Here is a 20,636-nt window from a genome sequence, read left to right on the forward strand (position 1 = left end):
GCACGCGACCATGCGCCAGGGAGGCTGGATCGTCGGGCTGTGGCTGAGCCTGACCGCGCTATGCGCGGCGAGTGAACCACCGCAGGTGCTGGAAGTGCTGACCCGTACCGGCCTGGAAAATGTCCAGTTGCGCCTCGACGCCCAGGACCGGCAATGGCTGCGTCAGCACCCGCTGTTGCGCATGGGCATTTCCGGGCCGGATTACCCGCCATTCGAACTGACCCGCAACCAGCATGAACTCGAAGGTTTGACCGCTGATTACGCTGATCTGCTGGCGCAGTTGCTCGGGATCCGCATCGAGGTGCGCCGGTTTGCCGACCGGGAGGCGGTAATGGCCGCGCTCAAGCGTGGCGAGCTCGATCTGCTCGGCACCTCCAACAGCTTCGAAATCGCCGATCCGGCCTTTGTGTTGTCCCGGCCGTACGCCGAAGATCAACCGATGCTGGTCACTCGCCTCGACGAGCAATTGCCGACCGATCTTGCCGGCAAACGCCTGGCGATGGTCGAGGACTATTTGCCGCTGGCGACCGTGCAAGGCTTTTATCCGCAGGCTCAGGTGCAGCGTTACCCGTCGGCGATGGACGCACTCGGTGCGGTGGCATTCGGCGCGGACGACGTGTACCTCGGTGATGTCATCAGTGCCAACTACCTGATCAACACCAACTATCGCAACGACCTGCAACTGGCCGGCCCGTCGGGCCTGGACGCCAATGCGTTCGGCTTCGCCCTGCTGCGCAGTGATGCGCGCCTCAAGCGCATCGTCGATGTGGCGTTGGCGGCCATACCCATGGAGCGCCGGCAACGCATCGAACAGCGTTGGAGCGCCGGTCTGGCGGAAATGGCGGAGCAATCGCAGGTGCAGCTCAGCGCCAGCGAGCAGCAATGGCTGGACCAGCACCCGGTGGTGCGCGTCGGCGCCATCGAAGATTTCGCGCCGCTGACGTTTTTCGATGCCGATGGCCGTCTCAGCGGGTTGTCGGCGCAGTTGCTGAGCCTGATCAGCCAACGCAGCGGGCTCAACTTCGAGATCGTGCGCGGAACTTCGCTGGACCGGCAGATCGAACAGCTCAAGGCCGGCGAACTGGACCTGCTGCCGGTGGTAACGCCGAGCAGCGAGCGCGAAACCGAGCTGCAATTCACCCGCGCCTACCTGAACAATCCGTTCGTGCTGGTCAGCGCAAGCACCTGGCAGGGGCCGCTCCCGCTGGACGAACTGGCGGGCAAGCGGCTGGCAATCTACCGCGGTCATCCGTTGCGCAGTTATCTGTTGGCCCGCGTGCCGCGCTTGCGTCTGGTCGAAACCGCGAGCCCGGCCGACGGCATGGCGATGATTCTCAAGGGTCAGGTCGACGTCACGGTAAGTTCGTTGGTGGTGGCGCGTTTTCTGATTGCCCGCCATTACCGCGAACGGCTGCGCATTACCGGCACAGTCGGCGATCAACCGGCGCGTATCGCCTTGGCCACTGCGCCGCACATGGCGGCGCTGCATTCGATCTTGAACAAGGCACTGTTGAGCATCGCCCCGCAGCAGATGGACGAACTGGTCGAGCGCTGGAGCCACGAGGTGGTGGTCGATGACAGTTACTGGCTGCGTCATCGCCACGAAATTCTCCTCGGCTTTGCGGCGGCGGCGCTGCTGCTGGCGCTGGCGCTGGGCTGGATCGTCTGGCAACGCCGTCAGTTGCGCCGCCGCCAACAGTGGCTGCAGCAATTGCAGGACGCCAAGGATGCAGCCGACGATGCCAATCGCGCCAAGTCCACATTTCTGGCGACCATGAGCCATGAAATCCGCACGCCGATGAACGCCTTGATTGGCATGCTCGAGCTGGCCTTGAAACGCGCGGAGGAGGGCGTTACCGATCGTCTGGCGATACAGGTGGCGTCCAACGCCGGGCAACAGTTACTGGCGCTGATCGGCGATATCCTCGATATCGCACGGATCGAGACCGGGCATCTGTCCCTCGCGCCCGAACGTGCCAACCTGCGTGAACTGGTGCTCTCGGTGTGTCGGGTGTTCGAGGGGCTGGCGCGGCAGAAGCACTTGCTCTGGCATTTGCAACTCGATACCCGGAGTAACGTCGACGTGCTGATTGACCCGACACGTTTCAAGCAGGTGCTGTCGAACCTGCTGAGCAATGCCATCAAGTTCACTGACGAGGGCCAGGTCAGCTTGCATCTGGTGGTCGGCGCTGCGCCGGCCGAGCGCTTGGCAGTGAAGGTGCTGATCGAAGACAGTGGCGTGGGGATCAGTCATGCGGATCGTCAACGGTTGTTCAGCCCGTTCGTGCAGGCGAGCAATCACGCGCAATCGGCGCGCAGCGGCTCCGGGCTGGGCCTGGTGATCAGCCGCAACCTGTGCGAGATGATGGGCGGCACACTGCGACTGGACAGCGTGCCGGGTACAGGCACGCAGGTAGAGGTCAATCTCGAGTTGTCGCTGCTGGCGGCGCTTGCGCAAGCCCCGTCGGTTCCCGTCGCGATTGTCACGGCGGCGCGTTCGCTGAATGTGCTGGTGGTCGATGATCACCCGGTCAACCGTTTGCTGTTGTGCTGGCAACTGAGTGAACTCGGCCATCGGACGGTCGACACCGACAACGGCGACGACGCCCTGCAGCGCTGGCGGACGCAGGCGTTCGATGTGGTCATTACCGACTGCAACATGCCGCGGCGCAACGGCTATCAGCTCGCGCAGGCGATCCGTGAGCAAGAGCCGCTGGCCGAACGTACACCGTGTTTGCTGCTGGGTTTCACCGCCAATGCACAGGCTGAGGAACGTGCTCGCTGTCTGGCTGCCGGCATGGATGACTGCCTGTTCAAGCCTATTCGCTTGCATGATCTGGCGCAGGCATTGGCCGCCGCCAGCCACTTCGAGATGCCCGCGGATCACGTTGCAACGGCTGCGCTGGTAGAAGTCGATTTGAGTACGCTGGAGCAAATGGCCGGCGATGATCACGGCCTGATCGAACGCCTGCGTGAGGAAGTGCTGAACAGCTTGCGTCTGGACCGGCAACTTCTGGCGGTGTTGCAGGATGACCGCGACCGCGCCGGGTTGCGCGATCTGGCGCATCACATCAAGGGTGGCGCGCAGATGGTCGGCGCGGCGCGGGTGGTGGCGGCCTGTGTCGACCTGGAACTGGCTTGCGCTGACGGGCAAACGCCGCTGTCCAACACAGCAATCGAGGCGTTGCGCGAGGCCATGGACAGCCTCGCGCAACGCCTGCTGACCTGATAGCGGCGTTTCGGTTTTTGTGGGAGCCAGCCTGCTGGCGATCGCAGCACCGCAGATTCTGTAGGCAGGTCACTGTTCCCCTGATGGAACGCTGAAGCCGGTTTTCGACCTCTAGTCCGATATTGGTCAGGCGGTTAGGATTAATCCAATGCTTTTATCCATATTGGAGACCCCCATGAAGAACCTTATCGGTATCTATACCAGCCCGCGCGGCCATTGGGTCGGCGATGGGTTTCCGGTGCGCACGCTGTTTTCCTACGACAATCTGGGCAAACACATCAGCCCGTTCCTGCTGCTCGATCATGCCGGCCCGGCCGAATTCACGCCGACCACGGAACAACGCGGTGTGGGCCAGCATCCGCATCGCGGTTTCGAGACTGTGACGATTGTTTACGACGGCGAAGTGCAGCACCGCGATTCGACCGGCAGTGGCGGGCTGATCGGCCCCGGCGATGTGCAGTGGATGACGGCTGCGTCGGGGATTCTGCATGAAGAGTTTCACTCGGAAAATTTCGCCAGAACCGGCGGCAAACTGGAGATGGTGCAGTTGTGGGTCAACTTGCCGGCCAGGGACAAGATGGCTGCGCCGGGGTATCAGACCATTCTCGACAGTGACATTCCGCGCATCGCGCTCAAGGACAACGCTGGCAGCCTGCGTTTGATTGCGGGTGAGTTCGAGGGGCATAAAGGCCCGTCACGCACATTTACGCCGATTGATGTGTGGGATTTGCGGCTGAACGCTGGCCGGTTGCTGACGCTTGATTTGCATGAGGGTCGCAATACCGCGTTGGTGGTGTTGAAGGGCTCGGTGCGGGTTAATGGTGGGGAGTCGGCGTCTGTCGGGCAGTTGGTGCTGTTCGAGCGCGCGGGGCGGGCGGTGTCGCTTGAGGCGCATGAGGACGCGGTGGTGTTGTTGCTCAGCGGCGAGCCGATTGATGAGCCGATTGTCGGGCATGGTCCGTTTGTGATGAATTCGGAGGCGGAGATTCATCAGGCGTTTGTGGATTTTCAGTCGGGGCGGTTTGGGCGGATGCAGGGTTGAACCGCTATGGGAGCGAGCCTGTGTACATATCCGTTGCTGCGGTAACGGCTGCTTAGGGTTCCGCCCTTACGGCGGGTCACCTTTTTCAAACGCCAAAAAGGTAACCCAAAACGCTTGCTCCTGCGTTCGGCCCTCGCAGGCTCGGGTCCCTTCGCTCCGGGACTGATCCGGGCGCAGCGGCTACGGTTTGCTTCGCTGCACCTCCTTCCGCTGTGCCTGGCTGCGCCAGACGGTCGCTGCGCTCCCACGCCCGGATCAATCCCTGCGCTCAGCCTTCCGATGTCGCCGGTTAGGCAAGATCAAGATCAAGGGCACTCGAGCTAACGCTCATTGTTGAGTGGTTAGAAGCGGTGTTTGGCTTTTGATTTGTGGTGTGGCTGCCCCTCACCCCAGCCCTCTCCCGAGGGAGAGGGAGCCGATTTTGGTTGGCTTCGAAGTTTTGCATTCGACTCGGTATTTCACGTCGGCAGATCTTTCGCATCCAACCCGGTCAGTCCCCTCTCCCTCCGGGAGAGGGCTAGGGTGAGGGGCTTTTGATTTTCAGCTGACTTCAAGCATCACTCAACCTCCCGACATCACCGCTGAACCAAGATCAAAACAGCGCCGAAATCATTTGCTCCTACACTGTGCCAATCTGTGCGATCTTCTCGCGATTGGCCTTTGTCGGAGTTGTTTGATGCTGTCTCTGCTGACCGAACATCCGCTGTTTAGCGCGTTTATCCTGATCCTGCTCGATCTTGGTCTGTGGCGGTTGATCAGTTCCCGTGGCAGTGAGTGGAAGCTGTTGGTGCGGGTGGTGATTTTTGCGTTGTTCAGTGTGTTGCTGTTCAACGAAGGGCTCAATCCGATGGAGCCGGCGCCGTGGGCGGAGAATGTGCCGTTGCATCTGGCGGCGACCGGGTTGCAGATCGGTTGGTGGCTGTTTGGCGCACGAACGCTGACGGTGTTGATCGGTGCGGTGATGATGCAGCGGGTCGGGCATACCGGGCGGCTGTTGCAGGATCTGCTCGGGGCGGTGATTTTTCTGGTCGCGATCATTGCGGCACTGGCCTATGTGCTCGATCTGCCGGTCAAAGGCGTGCTGGCGACTTCTGGTGCATTGGCGATCATTGTCGGTCTGGCGTTGCAGAGCACGCTCAGCGACGTGTTCTCGGGGATTGTCCTTAACACCACCAAGCCTTATCAGCTGGATGACTGGATTTCCATTGACGGCACCGAGGGCCGGGTGACCGATATCGATTGGCGCGCCACGCGTCTGCAAACCAGCCAGGGCAGCATGGCGGTGATTCCCAACTCGTTGGCGGCCAAAGCCAAGATCATCAATTTCAGCCGGCCAAGCAATATGTTCGGCGTCGCGGTCAGCGTGCAGGTCAGCCCGCATGCGCGACCCAGTGCGGTGATCGAGGCGCTGGAGCGGGCGATGCAGGGTTGTCGGCAATTGCTCGACACGCCGGCACCGAGCGTGGCACTGAAAAACTCAGCCAGCGCTGGCGCGGAGTATGAAATCAGCGGGTTTGTCGCGTCGATGGGCGAGAAGCGTGTGGTGCGCAATCAGCTGTTCGATCTGGCGTATCGGCATTTGCAGGCGTCCGGAGTCAATCTGCTGTCGAGCAATGAAACCAGCATCGCGCCGCACTTGTCGCGCCCGCGGGCGTTGCTCGACAGTTCGCCGATCTTCTCGACCCTGCGCGAGGAAGAGAAGGACACCTTCAGCCAGAACATGAGCCTGCAAACCTTCCGCGCCGGCGAGATCATTCTGGCGGGCGGGGAGGTCAGCGATCATTTGTTCATCATCGAGTCCGGCGTGGTCTCGGTGACATTGAAGCGCCACGGCGCGACGTTCGAATCCGGACGCATGGGCCCCGGCGAGGTGATCGGCGAAGCGGGTATCCTGTCTGACACCGCGCTGCCGGCGGACTTCTCGGCGAAGACGTTCTGCGCCTTGTACCGCATTGAAAAGTCCTATCTGAAACCTTGTCTGGATGCCCGTCACGACATCCACGACGCAATGCAGGCCTTGCTCGATTTCCGCCTGCACAAGGCGCAAGCGCTGACCGAGGAAGTCCCCGCGGTTGCGCCAAAACGCGGCTTTCTGCAATGGCTGCGCAATCGCGCCTGAGGTCACCGCTGTTATCGAATGCAACCTGCGCGGCGCTCCCGGGGTCACTATTGGCATACCCACTGGCCGGAGTTGCAGACGATGAAAAACCTGCGGATCGCCACCTTCAACGTCAACGGCATGCGTGCGCGGCTGCCGAATCTGCTGGAATGGCTCAAGCGCGAGCAACCGGACATCGTTTGCCTGCAAGAGCTCAAATCGGTGGACAGCGCCTTTCCCGCCGCCGAGCTGGAAGCGGCCGGTTACGGCGCGATCTGGCAGGGCCAGGCATCGTGGAACGGCGTGGCGATTCTGGCGCGCGATGCGCAACCGCTGGAGAGTCGGCGCGGGCTGCCGGGCGACCCCGATGACACCCACAGCCGCTACATCGAAGCGGCGGTGCACGGCGTGCTGGTCGGCTGCCTGTATCTGCCCAACGGCAACCCGCAACCGGGGCCAAAATTCGATTACAAACTGGCGTGGTTCGAACGGCTGATCACCTACGCCAAAGACCTGCAAAGCGGCGATCATCCGGTGGTGCTGGCCGGCGACTACAACGTCGTGCCCACCGACATGGACATCTACAACACCCGCTCATGGCTCAAGGATGCCTTGCTGCAACCCGAGAGTCGCGAGTGCTACCAACGGCTGCTCGATCAAGGCTGGACCGATTCGCTGCGTCATCTGTATCCCGAGGAACGCATTTATACGTTCTGGGACTACTTTCGCCAGCACTGGCAGACCAACTCCGGCCTGCGCATCGATCATCTGCTGCTCAACCCGGCGCTGAGTCCGTATCTGCATGATGCCGGGGTAGACGCCTGGGTGCGTAACGAGCCGCATGCCAGCGACCATGCGCCCACGTGGATCCGTATTGGCTCGCGCAAGAAGCGCTGATGGCGATTGGCGAAATCAATTGTCGAAAAGTGCGCGCGATCCGTATACATGGCGAGCAGCAACGCAGTGATCTGCGACCTCCCTGCATAAGGATCGAGCAATGAGCGCGCCACGCCTGAACCATCTGAAACTGTACCTGCAACGCCTGGGGTTCGATTCAGCGCCGCCCGCGACGCTGGAAACGCTGCGCCAATTACAGTGGCGTCATACCGGCGTGTTTCCCTTCGAGAATCTGGCGACTATCGCCGGCGCGCCAGTGCTGATCGATCTGCCGTCCATTGAACAGAAAATCCTGCTAGGTGGTCGCGGCGGTTATTGCTACGAACTCAATCATCTGTTCTTCGCGCTGTTGCTGGAGCTGGGCTTTGACGCACGGGCAATCAGCGGGCGCGTGGTGATGAATCAGCCCGAAGGCAGCTGGACGGCACGTACCCATCGTTTGAGCCTGGTGACAATCGACGGCGAGCGCTACATCACGGACGTCGGCTTCGGCGGCATGGTCCCCACCGCACCTTTACTGCTCGACACCGAAACCGAACAAGCGACCCCGCACGAACCCTATCGCCTCGAACACCAGGCCGGTGGCTACATGCTCCGTGCCAACGTGGCCGGCGAGTGGCGGCCCATGTACCTGTTCGACCTGCAACGTCAGGAGGACATCGATTACACCGTCGGCAACTGGTACGTCTCGACGCATCCGGAATCACCGTTCACTCAGCGGCTGATGGTTGCCCGTACTGGCGATGGCTGGCGCAAGACGCTGAACAACGGCAGCTTCGCTATCCATCACATGGGCGCGGAGAGTGAGCGGCGCGAGGTGACCGAGGTTGACGAGTTAATTGACGTGCTGCAACGCGAGTTTGGCCTTGATGTGAGTAATTTGCCGCGCATTCGCCAGGCACTGGTGCGGGTGATGATGCCTGTCGCAGCCTAATGTTTGACGTCCGGTTCGAGCACGCGACGGATTTCGCCGATCGCGGCTGAAAGCTTCCTTTCCAGACTCTTCAAATCACTGGCCGTAATGCCTTTTCTGAATTGCCCGCTCAGGCCTGAATCATCCGGCTGTTGCTGGCGGGCGGTGTCGAGCAAGGCTTGGCGCAGCGTGTTGTTGATGACCGTCTGATAGCCGAACCCCTCATGTTCCGCAGCCGTACGCGCCGCTTCGATTACCGCGTCATCCAGCATGATGGTGATGCGGGTCTTGCCTTTGTTGGGCGCCACTGCGCCGCGTTTGCCCGGGGAAAAGTCATATTCGTCTCGCAGGGTTCAAGCCTCCTTAAAACAGGCACGTCGCTCGCTTGGTGTGGCGAGGCGTGCAGAAATGATTCAAACGACATCATGCATACTTTATATGTATAAAAAGGAGCGCGATCGCACCGCCGGTCGCCATGAACACTTCAGCCTGGTGGTGATGGGCACGGACGCTGTCGGGGATTTGTTACCGGATTTGTGAGGGCGGAAGCCGCAGGCTAGAAGGTTGGGTGGCTAACTAACCATTATGTGACTGACAAGTTGTATACAACTCTATGGACATTTGTCACGGGTATTGAATACAGTGTGCGCATAACAAAAACCAGGGAACCCCCCACCATGAAAACGCCCCATGTTTCACACCCACGGCCCGAGGACGAAAATCTCGGGGTCGGCGCGAATATGGCTTACGGCCTGCAACATGTGCTGACCATGTACGGCGGTATCGTTGCGGTGCCACTGATCATCGGCCAGGCGGCCGGCCTGTCGCCGGCGGACATCGGTTTGTTGATTGCTGCTTCATTGTTTGCGGGGGGGCTGGCGACGCTGCTGCAAACCCTGGGTCTGCCGTTTTTTGGCTGTCAGTTGCCGCTGGTGCAGGGCGTGTCGTTTTCCGGCGTGGCGACCATGGTCGCGATCGTCAGCAGTGGCGGGGAGGGCGGCTTCCAGTCGGTGCTCGGCGCGGTGATTGCGGCGTCCTTGATAGGGCTGTTGATTACCCCGGTGTTCTCGCGCATTACCAAATTCTTTCCACCGCTGGTCACGGGCATCGTGATCACCACCATCGGCCTGACGCTGATGCCAGTGGCCGCGCGCTGGGCGATGGGCGGCAACAGTCATGCGCCGGACTTCGGCAGCATGCAGAACATCGGTCTGGCGGCGGTCACGCTGGTACTCGTGTTGCTGCTGAGCAAGGTGGGCAGTGCGACCATTTCGCGCCTGTCGATCCTGTTGGCCATGGTGATCGGCACGGTGCTGGCGGTGTTCCTCGGCATGGCGGATTTCTCCAGCGTCACCACCGGGCCGATGTTCGGCTTCCCGACGCCGTTTCACTTCGGCATGCCGACCTTCCACTTCGCCGCCATTCTGTCGATGTGCATCGTGGTCATGGTGACGCTGGTGGAAACCTCGGCGGACATTCTGGCGGTCGGTGAGATCATCGGCACCAAGGTCGATTCCAAGCGCCTGGGCAATGGCTTGCGCGCGGACATGCTGTCGAGCATGTTTGCACCGATCTTCGGTTCGTTCACCCAGAGCGCCTTTGCGCAGAACGTCGGTCTGGTGGCGGTGACCGGCATCAAGAGCCGTTACGTGGTGGCCACGGGCGGTCTGTTTCTGGTGATCCTCGGCCTGCTGCCGTTCATGGGCCGGGTCATTGCCGCGGTGCCGACTTCGGTGCTCGGTGGGGCCGGTATCGTGTTATTCGGTACGGTGGCCGCCAGTGGCATTCGCACCTTGTCCAAGGTGGATTACCGCAACAACGTCAACCTGATCATCGTCGCCACCTCGATCGGTTTCGGCATGATCCCGATTGCCGCGCCGAGTTTCTACGACCAGTTCCCGAGCTGGTTCGCGACGATTTTCCATTCGGGTATCAGTTCGTCGGCGATCATGGCGATCCTGCTCAACCTGGCGTTCAACCACTTCACTGCCGGTAACTCGGATCAGCAATCGGTGTTTGCCGCAGCGGAGGAGCGCACCTTGCGCTACCGCGATCTGGCCGCGCTGCGTGAAGGTGACTACTTCAGCGATGGCAAGCTGCACGATTGCGATGGCAAGGAAGTGCCGGTGATCGAGCCTGATGAACACGACCCTGGGCACGGTGCAGCGAAAGTGCAGATCAAGAGCAGCGAACACGTTTGACGGCGGCGACTGAATAGAAAAGGGCCGATCTGTCCTGGACAGATCGGCCCTTTTCATTGGGGCTTTTCGAGCGCCCACAAAAAAGCCCCTGAATCTTTCGATTCAGGGGCTTTGCTATTTGGCTCCACAACCTGGACTCGAACCAGGGACCCAATGATTAACAGTCATTTGCTCTACCAACTGAGCTATTGCGGAATTGGTGCGTATGTTACTGATTTAAAAAGACTAGTCAAGCGCCTGATGCAAAATTGCAGGAATCTTCGGGACGGACGGTGATTTGTCAGCGATTGGCGGTTACCAGAAAAGCCCCCAAGGTCTACCATGACCGCCCGGAAGTGGTCACACGCGCTGCCGGCCATCAGCCGCAAAGGTACGCGCCATGCCTCAAATCACTCGCAATATCGAGGTGCTCGCATGAGCACTGCACAAATCAGCCTGCCAAAAGGGATCGGCCCGCACGCGGAAAAACTCTTCGATGCAATCGCCGGGGCCAGCACTGCCGAAGAACTGAACCGCGCCGGCGGCAAGGCCGAAGGGTTCGTCCTCGGGCTTGAAAGCAGCAAGACCATCAAGAGCCAAGTGGCCGAATCGCTGTATGTAATTTACGACGATGCCGCCGCTCAGCGCTCGGATGAACTGGCTTAACTACCGAAGGTAATCGTGCCCAGCATCAGCTTGGCATAGGCCGCCGTTGCCGCCAGTTGCACCAGCCACAGGGCCAGGCCACCGAGGAATACCCCGGTGGCGACTTGCAGCACCAGGCTCTTTTCGCGTTTGGCCGAGGCGCGCGGGATGAAATCATCCAGATCGTCACGGTCGGCGCGCAGGTTGTCGTTTTTCATGGGCTTCTCACAAAATTCTCGAATGTACACAAAACCCTGTAGGAGTGAGCCTGCTCGCGATAGCGTTTTTTCAGCCTGAACAGGTATGACTGACACACCGCTATCGCGAGCAGGCTCACTCCTGCAGTTGGAATTGTGTGCAGTCTAGAGGTTACGGGGCGTTGTCAGAGACAAATAAAAACGGGAAGCCTTGAAGGCTTCCCGTTTTTCATCAAGCTGCGTGATCAGATGACCTGAACAATCGCATCCGTCACAGCCTTGATGTTGCGCTGGTTCAACGCCGCCACGCAGATGCGACCGGTGTCCAGAGCGTAGATGCCGAACTCGTTGCGCAGGCGATGAACCTGTTCAGTGGTCAGGCCCGAGTAGGAGAACATGCCGCGCTGACGGCCGACGAAGCTGAAATCACGGCCCGGCGCTTTCTCTGCCAGCAGATCGACCATTTGCGTGCGCATGCCGCGAATACGCAGACGCATTTCCGCCAGTTCGGCTTCCCACTGCGCACGCAGTTCAGGGCTGTTCAGCACGGCGGCGACGATGCTCGCGCCATGGGTTGGCGGGTTGGAGTAGTTGGTGCGGATCACGCGTTTGACTTGCGACAGCACGCGCGCGCTTTCTTCCTTCGATTCGCTGATGATCGACAGCGCGCCAACGCGCTCGCCGTACAGCGAGAACGACTTGGAGAACGAGCTGGAAACGAAGAAGGTCAGGCCGGACTCGGCGAACAGGCGCACCGCAGCGGCGTCTTCGTCGATGCCGTCGCCAAAACCCTGGTACGCCATGTCGAGGAACGGCACGTGGCCTTTGGCTTTGACCGCTTGCAGTACGTTGTTCCAGTCCGCCGGGCTCAGGTCGACGCCGGTCGGGTTGTGGCAGCAAGCGTGCAGGACAACGATCGAACCGTTCGGCAGGGCGTTGAGGTCTTCGAGCATGCCGGCACGGTTCACGTCGTGCGTGGCGGCGTCGTAGTAGCGGTAGTTCTGCACCGGGAAACCGGCGGTTTCGAACAGCGCGCGGTGGTTTTCCCAGCTTGGATCGCTGATTGCCACAACGGCGTTCGGCAGCAATTGCTTGAGGAAGTCAGCGCCGATTTTCAGTGCGCCGGTACCGCCGACGGCCTGAGTGGTGATGACGCGGCCAGCACTGATCAGCGGCGAGTCGTTACCGAACAGCAGCTTTTGCACGGCCTGGTCGTAGGCGGCGATGCCATCGATCGGCAGGTAACCGCGCGAAGCGTGTTGCGCGACGCGAATCGACTCGGCTTCGATCACCGCGCGCAGCAGTGGAATTCGCCCCTCTTCGTTGCAGTAGACACCCACGCCCAGGTTGACCTTGGTGGTCCGGGTATCGGCGTTGAATGCTTCGTTGAGGCCCAGGATTGGATCGCGGGGTGCCATTTCGACAGCGGAGAACAGGCTCATTATTGCGGCGGCTCTGAATGGGATATGGAGGGACGTGTCGCGCTCCAGCCGGATGCACTAGAGCGGTGCACAAACGGGGAGCTAGTATAGAGGCCATCAGCGCGCAATGGCGACAGGCGAATCGGTTTTTCCGGTAAGTTTTTCCGATTATTTCTTGACCGTTAGTCGATTGTCTTTGTCAGACTCTTTACCCGGATGTAGGACGTTTGCCTTGAAAGGTCAGGCAATCGCCACCACATTACGGACAATCCAGGTTTTTTCTTGCGCGACATCGGTCGTTTGCGGTCGTCCCCGTGGTAATCCGTCTGACTCGGAACGCCGCGATTCCAGAGGTGTGTATGTCGGAATTCCAGCTAGTCACCCGCTTCGAGCCTGCCGGCGATCAGCCGGAAGCGATCCGCCAGATGGTCGAAGGCATCGAGGCCGGGCTGGCGCACCAGACGCTGCTCGGTGTGACCGGCTCGGGCAAGACCTTCAGCATCGCCAACGTCATCGCCCAGGTGCAGCGCCCGACGCTGGTACTGGCGCCGAACAAGACCCTGGCCGCGCAGTTGTATGGCGAGTTCAAGGCGTTCTTCCCGAACAACGCCGTCGAGTATTTCGTTTCTTATTACGACTATTACCAGCCGGAAGCCTACGTGCCGTCGTCGGACACCTTCATCGAGAAGGACGCGTCGATCAACGACCACATCGAGCAGATGCGTCTGTCCGCGACCAAAGCGTTGCTGGAGCGCAAGGACGCGATCATCGTCACCACGGTGTCGTGCATCTACGGTCTGGGCAGTCCGGAAACCTATTTGAAGATGGTGCTGCACGTCGATCGCGGCGACAAACTCGATCAGCGCGCGCTGCTACGGCGTCTGGCCGATCTGCAATACACCCGCAACGACATGGATTTTGCCCGAGCGACGTTCCGTGTGCGTGGCGATGTGATCGATATTTTCCCGGCGGAATCCGATCTGGAGGCGATCCGTATCGAGTTGTTCGATGACGAGGTCGAGAGCATTTCCGCGTTCGACCCGCTGACCGGCGAAGTCATTCGCAAGATGCCGCGTTTCACTTTTTATCCGAAGAGTCACTACGTGACGCCGCGCGAGACCTTGCTCGACGCCATCGAAGGCATCAAAGTCGAATTGCAGGAACGTCTGGAGTACCTGCGCAGCAACAACAAACTGGTCGAAGCCCAGCGTCTGGAGCAACGCACTCGCTTCGATCTGGAGATGATTCTCGAACTGGGTTACTGCAACGGCATCGAAAACTACTCGCGCTACCTGTCCGGGCGTCCGGCCGGTGCCGCGCCGCCAACCCTTTACGATTACCTGCCGGCCGATGCCTTGCTGGTCATCGACGAGTCCCACGTCAGCGTGCCGCAGGTCGGCGCGATGTATAAGGGCGACCGCTCGCGTAAAGAAACCCTGGTCGAATACGGCTTCCGTCTGCCTTCGGCGCTGGATAATCGGCCGATGCGTTTCGACGAATGGGAAGGGGTCAGCCCGCAGACTATTTTCGTCTCGGCGACGCCGGGCAATTACGAGGCCGAACACGCCGGGCGCGTGGTCGAGCAAGTGGTGCGTCCGACCGGTCTGGTCGACCCGCAGGTCGAAGTGCGCCCGGCGCTGACCCAGGTCGATGACCTGCTCTCGGAAATCACCAAGCGCGTAGCGGTGGAAGAGCGCGTACTGGTTACGACGCTGACCAAGCGCATGGCCGAAGACCTCACCGATTACCTCGCCGACCACGGCGTGCGCGTGCGCTATCTGCACTCCGACATCGACACCGTCGAGCGCGTGGAGATCATCCGCGACTTGCGCCTTGGCGTGTTTGACGTGCTGGTCGGCATCAACCTGTTGCGCGAAGGCCTGGACATGCCGGAAGTGTCGCTGGTGGCGATTCTCGATGCCGACAAGGAAGGTTTCCTGCGTTCCGAGCGTTCGCTGATCCAGACCATCGGCCGCGCGGCACGTAACCTCAATGGCCGGGCCATTCTGTATGCCGATCGCATGACCGGTTCGATGGAACGGGCGATTGGCGAAACCGAACGCCGCCGCGAGAAACAGATCGCTTTCAACCTTGAGCACGGTATCACTCCGAAGGGCGTGATCAAGGACGTCGCCGACATCATGGAAGGTGCCACTGTGCCGGGCTCGCGCAGCAAGAAGCGCAAAGGCATGGCCAAGGCTGCCGAAGAAAACGCCAAGTACGAAGCCGAACTGCGCTCGCCAAGCGAAATCACCAAACGCATCCGTGCGCTGGAAGAGAAGATGTACCAGTTGGCGCGCGATCTGGAGTTTGAAGCCGCCGCGCAGATGCGTGACGAGATTGCCAAATTGCGTGAGCGTCTTTTGACCGTCTGATCTGTAGGGGCTGCGCTGGCCTCATCGCTAGCAGTCTAGCTCCCACACAGGAATCGTGCCCGCCACAAAACTCTGTGGGAGCTAGCCCTGCTAGCGAATGCGGCGACTCGGTATCAGTACGACCCCATGTCCGGCTTAAATACCCTGCCCGCTGGAGCCGGGCGGGTCTCGCCTGTTACCATTCGCCGCTTGATTGTTCTGCTTTTCATTCTTTTCGAGACATGCCATGACCACCGTCCGCACTCGCATCGCGCCATCGCCTACCGGGGACCCCCACGTAGGTACCGCTTACATCGCATTGTTCAACTACTGCTTTGCCAAGCAGCATGGCGGTGAGTTCATCCTGCGCATCGAAGACACCGACCAGTTGCGTTCGACCCGCGAGTCCGAACAGCAGATCTTCGACGCCCTGCGCTGGTTGGGCATCGACTGGAGCGAAGGCCCGGATGTCGGCGGCCCGCACGGCCCGTACCGGCAGAGCGAGCGCGGCGACATCTATCAGAAGTACTGCCAGCAACTGGTCGACATGGGCCATGCCTTCCCGTGCTTCTGCACCGCTGAAGAACTCGACCAGATGCGCGCCGAACAAATGGCTCGCGGCGAAACCCCGCGCTATGACGGCCGCGCGCTGCTGCTGTCGAAAGAAGAAGTCGCCGCGCGCCTGGCCGCTGGCGAACCTCACGTGATCCGCATGAAAGTCCCGAGCGAAGGCGTTTGCGTGGTACCGGACATGCTGCGTGGCGACGTCGAGATCCCGTGGGATCGCATGGACATGCAAGTGCTGATGAAGACCGACGGCCTGCCGACGTACTTCCTCGCCAATGTGGTCGACGATCACCTGATGGGCATTACCCACGTGCTGCGCGGTGAAGAATGGTTGCCGTCGGCGCCGAAACTGATCCTGCTTTACGAGTACTTCGGCTGGGAACAGCCAGAGCTGTGCTACATGCCGCTGCTGCGTAACCCGGACAAGAGCAAGCTGTCCAAGCGCAAGAACCCGACTTCGGTGACGTTCTACGAGCGCATGGGCTTCATGCCCGAGGCGATGCTCAACTACCTGGGTCGCATGGGCTGGTCGATGCCGGACGAGCGCGAAAAGTTCTCGCTGCAGGAAATGGTCGATAACTTCGACCTCAAGCGCGTGTCCCTCGGCGGGCCGATTTTCGACATCGAGAAACTGTCATGGCTCAACGGCCAGTGGCTGCGTGATCTGCCGGTGGAAGAATTTGCCGCGCGCGTGCAGAAGTGGGCGTTCAACTCGGAATACATGATGAAGATCGCGCCGCACGTTCAGGGCCGCGTCGAAACCTTCAGCCAAGTGGCACCATTGGCCGGGTTCTTCTTTGCCGGTGGGGTCAATCCGGACGCCAGACTGTTCGAGTCGAAAAAGCTCTCCGGCGATCAGGTGCGCCAGTTGATGCAGCTGATCCTGTGGAAACTGGAAAGCCTGCGTCAGTGGGAAAAGGACAGCATCACCGCGACAATTCAGGCGGTGGTCGAGTCGCTGGAGTTGAAACTGCGCGATGCGATGCCGCTGATGTTTGCGGCGATCACCGGCCAGGCCAGTTCGGTGTCGGTGCTCGATGCGATGGAAATTCTCGGGCCGGACCTGACCCGTTTCCGTCTGCGTCAGGCGATCGACCTGCTGGGCGGCGTGTCGAAGAAAGAAAACAAGGAGTGGGAAAAGCTGCTGGGCGCCATTGCTTGAGCAGGTCTGACCCAGTGTGACGGCAGCCGAAGGCCACGATCTTTTGATCCGGCCTTTGGCGCTTCTCGCTGATTTACGGGGGGAGGGTGGTAAGTGATTGTTATCCCGACGAAAAATTTTGAAATTTTTCAAAAATAAGTTTGACAGGGTTTCGATGCGCCATTAAGATTCGCCCCGTCCTCAGCGATGACATCAACGATGAGGGGCTATAGCTCAGCTGGGAGAGCGCTTGCATGGCATGCAAGAGGTCGACGGTTCGATCCCGTCTAGCTCCACCAATTTACACTTCAAGGCCTGGCCACACCGACCTTGAAGCGATCAACACTCAGCGTTGATCAGTTGTACAGAAGGGTTTGCGTCCCCTTCGTCTAGTGGCCTAGGACACCGCCCTTTCACGGCGGTAACAGGGGTTCGAGTCCCCTAGGGGACGCCAGTTTTACAGAAGCGATGTTGCAAAATGTCGCTCCGCCGCGAGGCGAAAAATCCGGGGCTATAGCTCAGCTGGGAGAGCGCCTGCATGGCATGCAGGAGGTCAGCGGTTCGATCCCGCTTAGCTCCACCAATTTTACAGTTCAAGGTCTGGCCACACCGGCCTTGAATCGATCAGCACTCAGCACTGATCAGTTGTATAGAAGGGTTTGTGTCCCCTTCGTCTAGTGGCCTAGGACACCGCCCTTTCACGGCGGTAACAGGGGTTCGAGTCCCCTAGGGGACGCCACGATTACCCGCTCTGCGGGATTTTATAAGGGTCATTCAATTATTGAATGGCCCTTTTGTTTGTCTGGCGTTCGGCCAACTCTCCTTTTTCCTTACACTGTGCTTCAGACCAGCGGTCATATCCTTGACTTGCGGAATATTATTATGCGAATAATATTCTAGTCGTAATATTCGGAGGCAACGATGAACGATAAAAAAGCTCAAACCCGCGAACGCATCCTCAAGGCTGCCAGCGCCGCACTGATTCAGCGTGGCCCGGCAGATCCCAGTGTGGGCGAAGTGATGGGCGCGGCCGGCCTGACCGTCGGCGGCTTCTACGCGCACTTCGAAAGCAAGGACGCAATGATGCTCGAAGCGTTCAAGCAATTGCTGGGTCGGCGTCGCGACCTGATTGCCGACATGGATGCCGAACTGACCGGCGAAGAGCGTCGCGCCCTGGTTGCCGCGTTTTACCTGTCGCGCAAACACCGTGATTCCAGCGAGGCGGCGTGCCCGATTCCCGCTTCGATCGGTGAGCTGGGTCGTTTGCCGGAGTCGTTCCGCCTGGCGCTGAACGAGCATTTAGAGCTGATGGTCGCGCAACTGGCGGCCAGCCCCGAAGACACCGACAAGGCCCTGGCTGATGTGGCGTTGATGGTGGGCGGTCTGGCGCTGGCACGCGCGCTCGGCCCTGGAGAGTTATCCGATCGATTGCTGCGCGCCGCCAAGTCGGCGGTGCGTTGACCTGAAGGCATCCGGCCTTAGGAGAGAGCGATGAACGCGTTGAAGTGGGTTCGTGGCGTTAACGGCACCTTGGGCTGGATTGCACCGAAACGGGTGGCGAGCAAGATGCGTCTGGTGTTCATGACACCGCGCGCGCTGCCCCTGCGTGACTGGGAACTACCGATGCTGGCCAGTGCCGAGCGCATCACCTTGCGCTTCGGCCTCTCCGCGTTGCGCTGGGGCCAGGGCCCGGCGGTGCTGCTGATGCATGGTTGGGAAGGGCGGCCAACCCAGTTCGCCGCGTTGACCACGGCGCTGGTCGATGCCGGTTATACCGTTGTCGCACTGGATGGCCCAGCCCATGGTCGTTCGCCGGGGCGCGAAGCCAATGTGGTGCTGTTTGCCCGAGCCATGCTCGAGGCAGCGGCTGAGCTGCCGCCGCTGCAAGCCGTCATCGGCCATTCGATGGGCGGCGCCAGCGCGATGCTCGCTGTGCAAATGGGCTTGCGCACCGAAACCCTCGTCAGCATCGCCGCGCCGGCACGTATTCTCGGTGTGCTGCGGGGTTTCGCGCGCATGGTCGGCATGCCGCCGCGAGCGCGCTCGGCGTTCATTCGTCAAGTCGAACAGGACGTCGGCATGCGCGCCGCGACACTTGATGTGGCGCGCTATCAACTGGATATGCCGGGCTTGATCGTGCATGCCGAGGACGACAATTTTGTTTCGGTAAAAGAGTCGCAGTTGATCCACGAGGCCTGGTTCGACAGCCGCTTGCTGCGCCTCGAAAGCGGCGGGCATCAGCGCGTGCTGGCCGACCCTCGGGTGATTGATGGCGTGTTATCACTACTGGCCGGTCGCAGCCTTCAGGCGCGCCAATCGGCGTAGGCATCCGTTACACTGCCCCGGTTCAATACATCGACCGGGAGTGGGGCATGGGCTGGGATCGGGCAACGCCGTTTACCATTGATCTGCAAGTAGGCGCCGAGGACATCGACGGACTGGGTCACGCCAACAACGCGGTTTACGTGACCTGGCTCGAGCGCTGCGCCTGGCGCCACTCGCAGCGCCTGGGTCTGGACCTGGTCGAGTACCGGCGACTGGATCGGGCGATGGCCGTAGTACGCCACGAAATCGATTATCTCGCCGCTGCCTACGAGGGCGACGAACTGCAATTGGCGACCTGGATCGTCGATTGGGACCAGCGCCTGAAAATGACCCGGCATTTCCAGCTCAAGCGCCCGAGCGACAACGCCACGCTGTTGCGTGCGCAGACCACGTTTGTCTGCATCGAGCTATCCACCGGCAAGCCCAAACGCATGCCGGCGGAATTCATCGAAGGCTATGGCCCGGCGATCCAGCTCCCGGAATCTGCTCAAATCTAAACTGTAGGGGCGAGCCTGCTCGCGATAGCGGTGTGTCTGTCACCTGTGTGTAACTGACACGCCGCTATCGCGAGCAGGCTCACTCCTGCAAGGGATTTGTGTTGTTCTGCGGTTTTGGGCGTAATCCAGTAAACTGCCGCACGTTTTTCCTTCAAATAGTGTATTCCCATGCAAATTGCTCTGGCGCCCATGGAGGGGTTGGTCGACGACATCCTGCGTGACGTGCTGACCCGCGTTGGCGGCATCGACTGGTGCGTGACCGAATTCATTCGAGTCAACGATCAGTTGCTCACACCGGCCTATTTCCATAAGTTCGGCCCTGAGCTGCTCAATGGTGCACGCACCGCAGCCGGTGTGCCGCTGCGCGTGCAATTGCTCGGTTCCGATCCTGTGTGCCTGGCGGAAAACGCAGCGCTGGCCTGCGAACTTGGCTCCGAAGTGATCGACCTCAACTTTGGTTGCCCGGCCAAGACCGTCAACAAGTCCCGGGGTGGCGCGGTACTGCTCAAGGAGCCGGAACTGCTCAACCAGATCGTCGAGCACGTCCGTCGCGCGGTGCCTGCGCACATTCCGGTCACTGCGAAGATGCGCCTGGGCTTCGACAGCCCCGACGGCTCGCTGGTCTGCGCCACGGCGCTGGCCGAGGGCGGCGCCGAGCACATCGTGGTTCACGCGCGGACCAAAATGGACGGCTACAAACCGCCAGCACACTGGGAGTGGATTCCGCGGGTGCAGGACGTGGTCAAGGTGCCGGTATTCGCCAACGGCGATATCTGGAGCGTCGAAGACTGGCGGCGTTGCCGCGAGATCAGCGGCGTCGAAGACATCATGCTCGGTCGCGGACTGGTGTCGCGTCCGGATCTGGCCCGGCAGATCGCTGCGGCCCGCGCCGGCGAAGAGGTGGTCGAGATGACCTGGGCGGAGCTGATGCCGTTGATTCAGGATTTCTGGCTGCAAGCCAAAGCGCAGATGACCGCGCGCCAATCGCCGGGTCGCTTGAAGCAATGGCTGGCGATGCTGACGCGTAATTACCCGCAAGCCACCGAGCTGTTCACGGTTTTGCGCCGCGAAACCGAGCCTGATCAAGTCTCGCGTCTGCTCGGTTTGCCGCTCGTCGAGGCCGCCTGAAA

Annotated in this window: 16 protein-coding genes and 5 tRNA genes; 17 read left to right on the forward strand and 4 right to left on the reverse strand. The window is 60.6% G+C overall.

Translation table 11 applies throughout. The features are described 5' to 3' along the window. Positions 1-10: 10 nt before the first annotated feature. The 5 genes from BLU52_RS07710 (at position 11) to BLU52_RS07730 (ending at position 8,200) form a co-directional block, all read left to right on the forward strand. Positions 11-3,229 (forward strand): transporter substrate-binding domain-containing protein, encoded by a 3,219-nt coding sequence (locus BLU52_RS07710; protein WP_090282624.1) that lies wholly within the window; start codon positions 11-13, stop codon positions 3,227-3,229. Between the two features lie 175 nt (positions 3,230-3,404). Next, positions 3,405-4,271: a pirin family protein gene (locus BLU52_RS07715; protein ID WP_090282625.1), complete on the forward strand. Its 867-nt coding sequence runs from the start codon at positions 3,405-3,407 to the stop codon at positions 4,269-4,271. A gap of 676 nt (positions 4,272-4,947) precedes the next feature. Then, a complete protein-coding gene (locus BLU52_RS07720) occupies positions 4,948-6,390 on the forward strand; it encodes a mechanosensitive ion channel family protein (RefSeq protein WP_090282626.1) in 1,443 nt (480 codons plus the stop codon). An 81-nt stretch (positions 6,391-6,471) separates the two neighbouring features. Beyond that, a complete protein-coding gene (gene xth, locus BLU52_RS07725) occupies positions 6,472-7,266 on the forward strand; it encodes an exodeoxyribonuclease III (RefSeq protein ID WP_090282627.1) in 795 nt (264 codons plus the stop codon). Positions 7,267-7,366: 100 nt separating this feature from the next. Beyond that, positions 7,367-8,200, forward strand: coding sequence for an arylamine N-acetyltransferase family protein (locus BLU52_RS07730; RefSeq protein ID WP_090282628.1), 834 nt, complete (start codon positions 7,367-7,369; stop codon positions 8,198-8,200). Here the strand turns inward: BLU52_RS07730 and BLU52_RS07735 are convergent. Continuing rightward, positions 8,197-8,529 (reverse strand): BrnA antitoxin family protein, encoded by a 333-nt coding sequence (locus tag BLU52_RS07735; protein ID WP_090282629.1) that lies wholly within the window; start codon positions 8,527-8,529, stop codon positions 8,197-8,199. The genes BLU52_RS07730 and BLU52_RS07735 overlap by 4 nt on opposite strands. Before the next feature lie 327 nt (positions 8,530-8,856). Between BLU52_RS07735 and BLU52_RS07740 the strand changes: the two genes are divergently transcribed. After that, positions 8,857-10,380, forward strand: a complete 1,524-nt coding sequence (locus BLU52_RS07740; RefSeq protein WP_090282630.1) for a nucleobase:cation symporter-2 family protein — start codon at positions 8,857-8,859, stop codon at positions 10,378-10,380. A 119-nt stretch (positions 10,381-10,499) separates the two neighbouring features. Here BLU52_RS07740 and BLU52_RS07745 read toward each other — a convergent pair. Further along, positions 10,500-10,575 (reverse strand) — tRNA-Asn (locus BLU52_RS07745). A gap of 219 nt (positions 10,576-10,794) precedes the next feature. Between BLU52_RS07745 and BLU52_RS07750 the strand changes: the two genes are divergently transcribed. Beyond that, positions 10,795-11,025: a hypothetical protein gene (locus BLU52_RS07750; RefSeq protein ID WP_090282631.1), complete on the forward strand. Its 231-nt coding sequence runs from the start codon at positions 10,795-10,797 to the stop codon at positions 11,023-11,025. Here BLU52_RS07750 and BLU52_RS07755 read toward each other — a convergent pair. Continuing rightward, positions 11,022-11,222, reverse strand: a complete 201-nt coding sequence (locus BLU52_RS07755) for a hypothetical protein (protein ID WP_090282632.1) — start codon at positions 11,220-11,222, stop codon at positions 11,022-11,024. The genes BLU52_RS07750 and BLU52_RS07755 overlap by 4 nt on opposite strands. Before the next feature lie 224 nt (positions 11,223-11,446). Continuing rightward, the gene (locus BLU52_RS07760) at positions 11,447-12,643 is read right to left on the reverse strand and encodes an amino acid aminotransferase (RefSeq protein WP_090282633.1); all 1,197 of its coding nucleotides are present in this window, start codon (positions 12,641-12,643) and stop codon (positions 11,447-11,449) included. A gap of 338 nt (positions 12,644-12,981) precedes the next feature. On the opposite strand from BLU52_RS07760, the gene uvrB reads away from it, so the two are divergent. The 10 genes from uvrB (at position 12,982) to BLU52_RS07810 (ending at position 20,634) form a co-directional block, all read left to right on the forward strand. Then, the gene (gene uvrB / locus BLU52_RS07765; protein WP_090282634.1) at positions 12,982-14,997 is read left to right on the forward strand and encodes an excinuclease ABC subunit UvrB; all 2,016 of its coding nucleotides are present in this window, start codon (positions 12,982-12,984) and stop codon (positions 14,995-14,997) included. A gap of 226 nt (positions 14,998-15,223) precedes the next feature. After that, complete coding sequence (gltX, locus tag BLU52_RS07770; protein ID WP_090282635.1) at positions 15,224-16,705, forward strand: glutamate--tRNA ligase; 1,482 nt, start codon at positions 15,224-15,226, stop codon at positions 16,703-16,705. 202 nt (positions 16,706-16,907) lie between these two features. Further along, positions 16,908-16,983, forward strand: a tRNA-Ala gene (locus tag BLU52_RS07775). A gap of 79 nt (positions 16,984-17,062) precedes the next feature. Beyond that, positions 17,063-17,138, forward strand: a tRNA-Glu gene (locus BLU52_RS07780). 53 nt (positions 17,139-17,191) lie between these two features. Further along, positions 17,192-17,267, forward strand: a tRNA-Ala gene (locus BLU52_RS07785). A gap of 80 nt (positions 17,268-17,347) precedes the next feature. Next, positions 17,348-17,423, forward strand: a tRNA-Glu gene (locus BLU52_RS07790). Between the two features lie 182 nt (positions 17,424-17,605). Continuing rightward, positions 17,606-18,145 carry a TetR/AcrR family transcriptional regulator gene (locus BLU52_RS07795; RefSeq protein WP_090282636.1) on the forward strand — a complete coding sequence of 180 codons (540 nt, stop codon included), beginning with the start codon at positions 17,606-17,608 and terminating at the stop codon, positions 18,143-18,145. Positions 18,146-18,175: 30 nt separating this feature from the next. Further along, complete coding sequence (locus tag BLU52_RS07800; RefSeq protein WP_090282637.1) at positions 18,176-19,009, forward strand: alpha/beta fold hydrolase; 834 nt, start codon at positions 18,176-18,178, stop codon at positions 19,007-19,009. Positions 19,010-19,056: 47 nt separating this feature from the next. Further along, positions 19,057-19,506: an acyl-CoA thioesterase gene (locus BLU52_RS07805; protein WP_090282638.1), complete on the forward strand. Its 450-nt coding sequence runs from the start codon at positions 19,057-19,059 to the stop codon at positions 19,504-19,506. 168 nt (positions 19,507-19,674) lie between these two features. Next, positions 19,675-20,634 (forward strand): tRNA dihydrouridine synthase, encoded by a 960-nt coding sequence (locus tag BLU52_RS07810; RefSeq protein ID WP_090282639.1) that lies wholly within the window; start codon positions 19,675-19,677, stop codon positions 20,632-20,634. The last annotated feature ends 2 nt before the right edge of the window (positions 20,635-20,636 follow it).

The sequence above is a fragment of the Pseudomonas granadensis genome (genome assembly GCF_900105485.1).
Taxonomy (GTDB): domain Bacteria; phylum Pseudomonadota; class Gammaproteobacteria; order Pseudomonadales; family Pseudomonadaceae; genus Aquipseudomonas; species Aquipseudomonas granadensis.

What these genes read in the sequence shown, in the direction of transcription:
- BLU52_RS07710 (WP_090282624.1), top strand. Translation starts at nt 11, where the DNA reads ATGCGCCAGGGAGGCTGGATCGTCGGGCTGTGGCTGAGCCTGACCGCG.
- BLU52_RS07715 (WP_090282625.1), top strand. Translation starts at nt 3,405, where the DNA reads ATGAAGAACCTTATCGGTATCTATACCAGCCCGCGCGGCCATTGGGTC.
- BLU52_RS07720 (WP_090282626.1), top strand. Translation starts at nt 4,948, where the DNA reads ATGCTGTCTCTGCTGACCGAACATCCGCTGTTTAGCGCGTTTATCCTG.
- xth (WP_090282627.1), top strand. Translation starts at nt 6,472, where the DNA reads ATGAAAAACCTGCGGATCGCCACCTTCAACGTCAACGGCATGCGTGCG.
- BLU52_RS07730 (WP_090282628.1), top strand. Translation starts at nt 7,367, where the DNA reads ATGAGCGCGCCACGCCTGAACCATCTGAAACTGTACCTGCAACGCCTG.
- BLU52_RS07740 (WP_090282630.1), top strand. Translation starts at nt 8,857, where the DNA reads ATGAAAACGCCCCATGTTTCACACCCACGGCCCGAGGACGAAAATCTC.
- BLU52_RS07750 (WP_090282631.1), top strand. Translation starts at nt 10,795, where the DNA reads ATGAGCACTGCACAAATCAGCCTGCCAAAAGGGATCGGCCCGCACGCG.
- BLU52_RS07755 (WP_090282632.1), bottom strand. Translation starts at nt 11,222, where the DNA reads ATGAAAAACGACAACCTGCGCGCCGACCGTGACGATCTGGATGATTTC.
- BLU52_RS07760 (WP_090282633.1), bottom strand. Translation starts at nt 12,643, where the DNA reads ATGAGCCTGTTCTCCGCTGTCGAAATGGCACCCCGCGATCCAATCCTG.
- uvrB (WP_090282634.1), top strand. Translation starts at nt 12,982, where the DNA reads ATGTCGGAATTCCAGCTAGTCACCCGCTTCGAGCCTGCCGGCGATCAG.
- gltX (WP_090282635.1), top strand. Translation starts at nt 15,224, where the DNA reads ATGACCACCGTCCGCACTCGCATCGCGCCATCGCCTACCGGGGACCCC.
- BLU52_RS07795 (WP_090282636.1), top strand. Translation starts at nt 17,606, where the DNA reads ATGAACGATAAAAAAGCTCAAACCCGCGAACGCATCCTCAAGGCTGCC.
- BLU52_RS07800 (WP_090282637.1), top strand. Translation starts at nt 18,176, where the DNA reads ATGAACGCGTTGAAGTGGGTTCGTGGCGTTAACGGCACCTTGGGCTGG.
- BLU52_RS07805 (WP_090282638.1), top strand. Translation starts at nt 19,057, where the DNA reads ATGGGCTGGGATCGGGCAACGCCGTTTACCATTGATCTGCAAGTAGGC.
- BLU52_RS07810 (WP_090282639.1), top strand. Translation starts at nt 19,675, where the DNA reads ATGCAAATTGCTCTGGCGCCCATGGAGGGGTTGGTCGACGACATCCTG.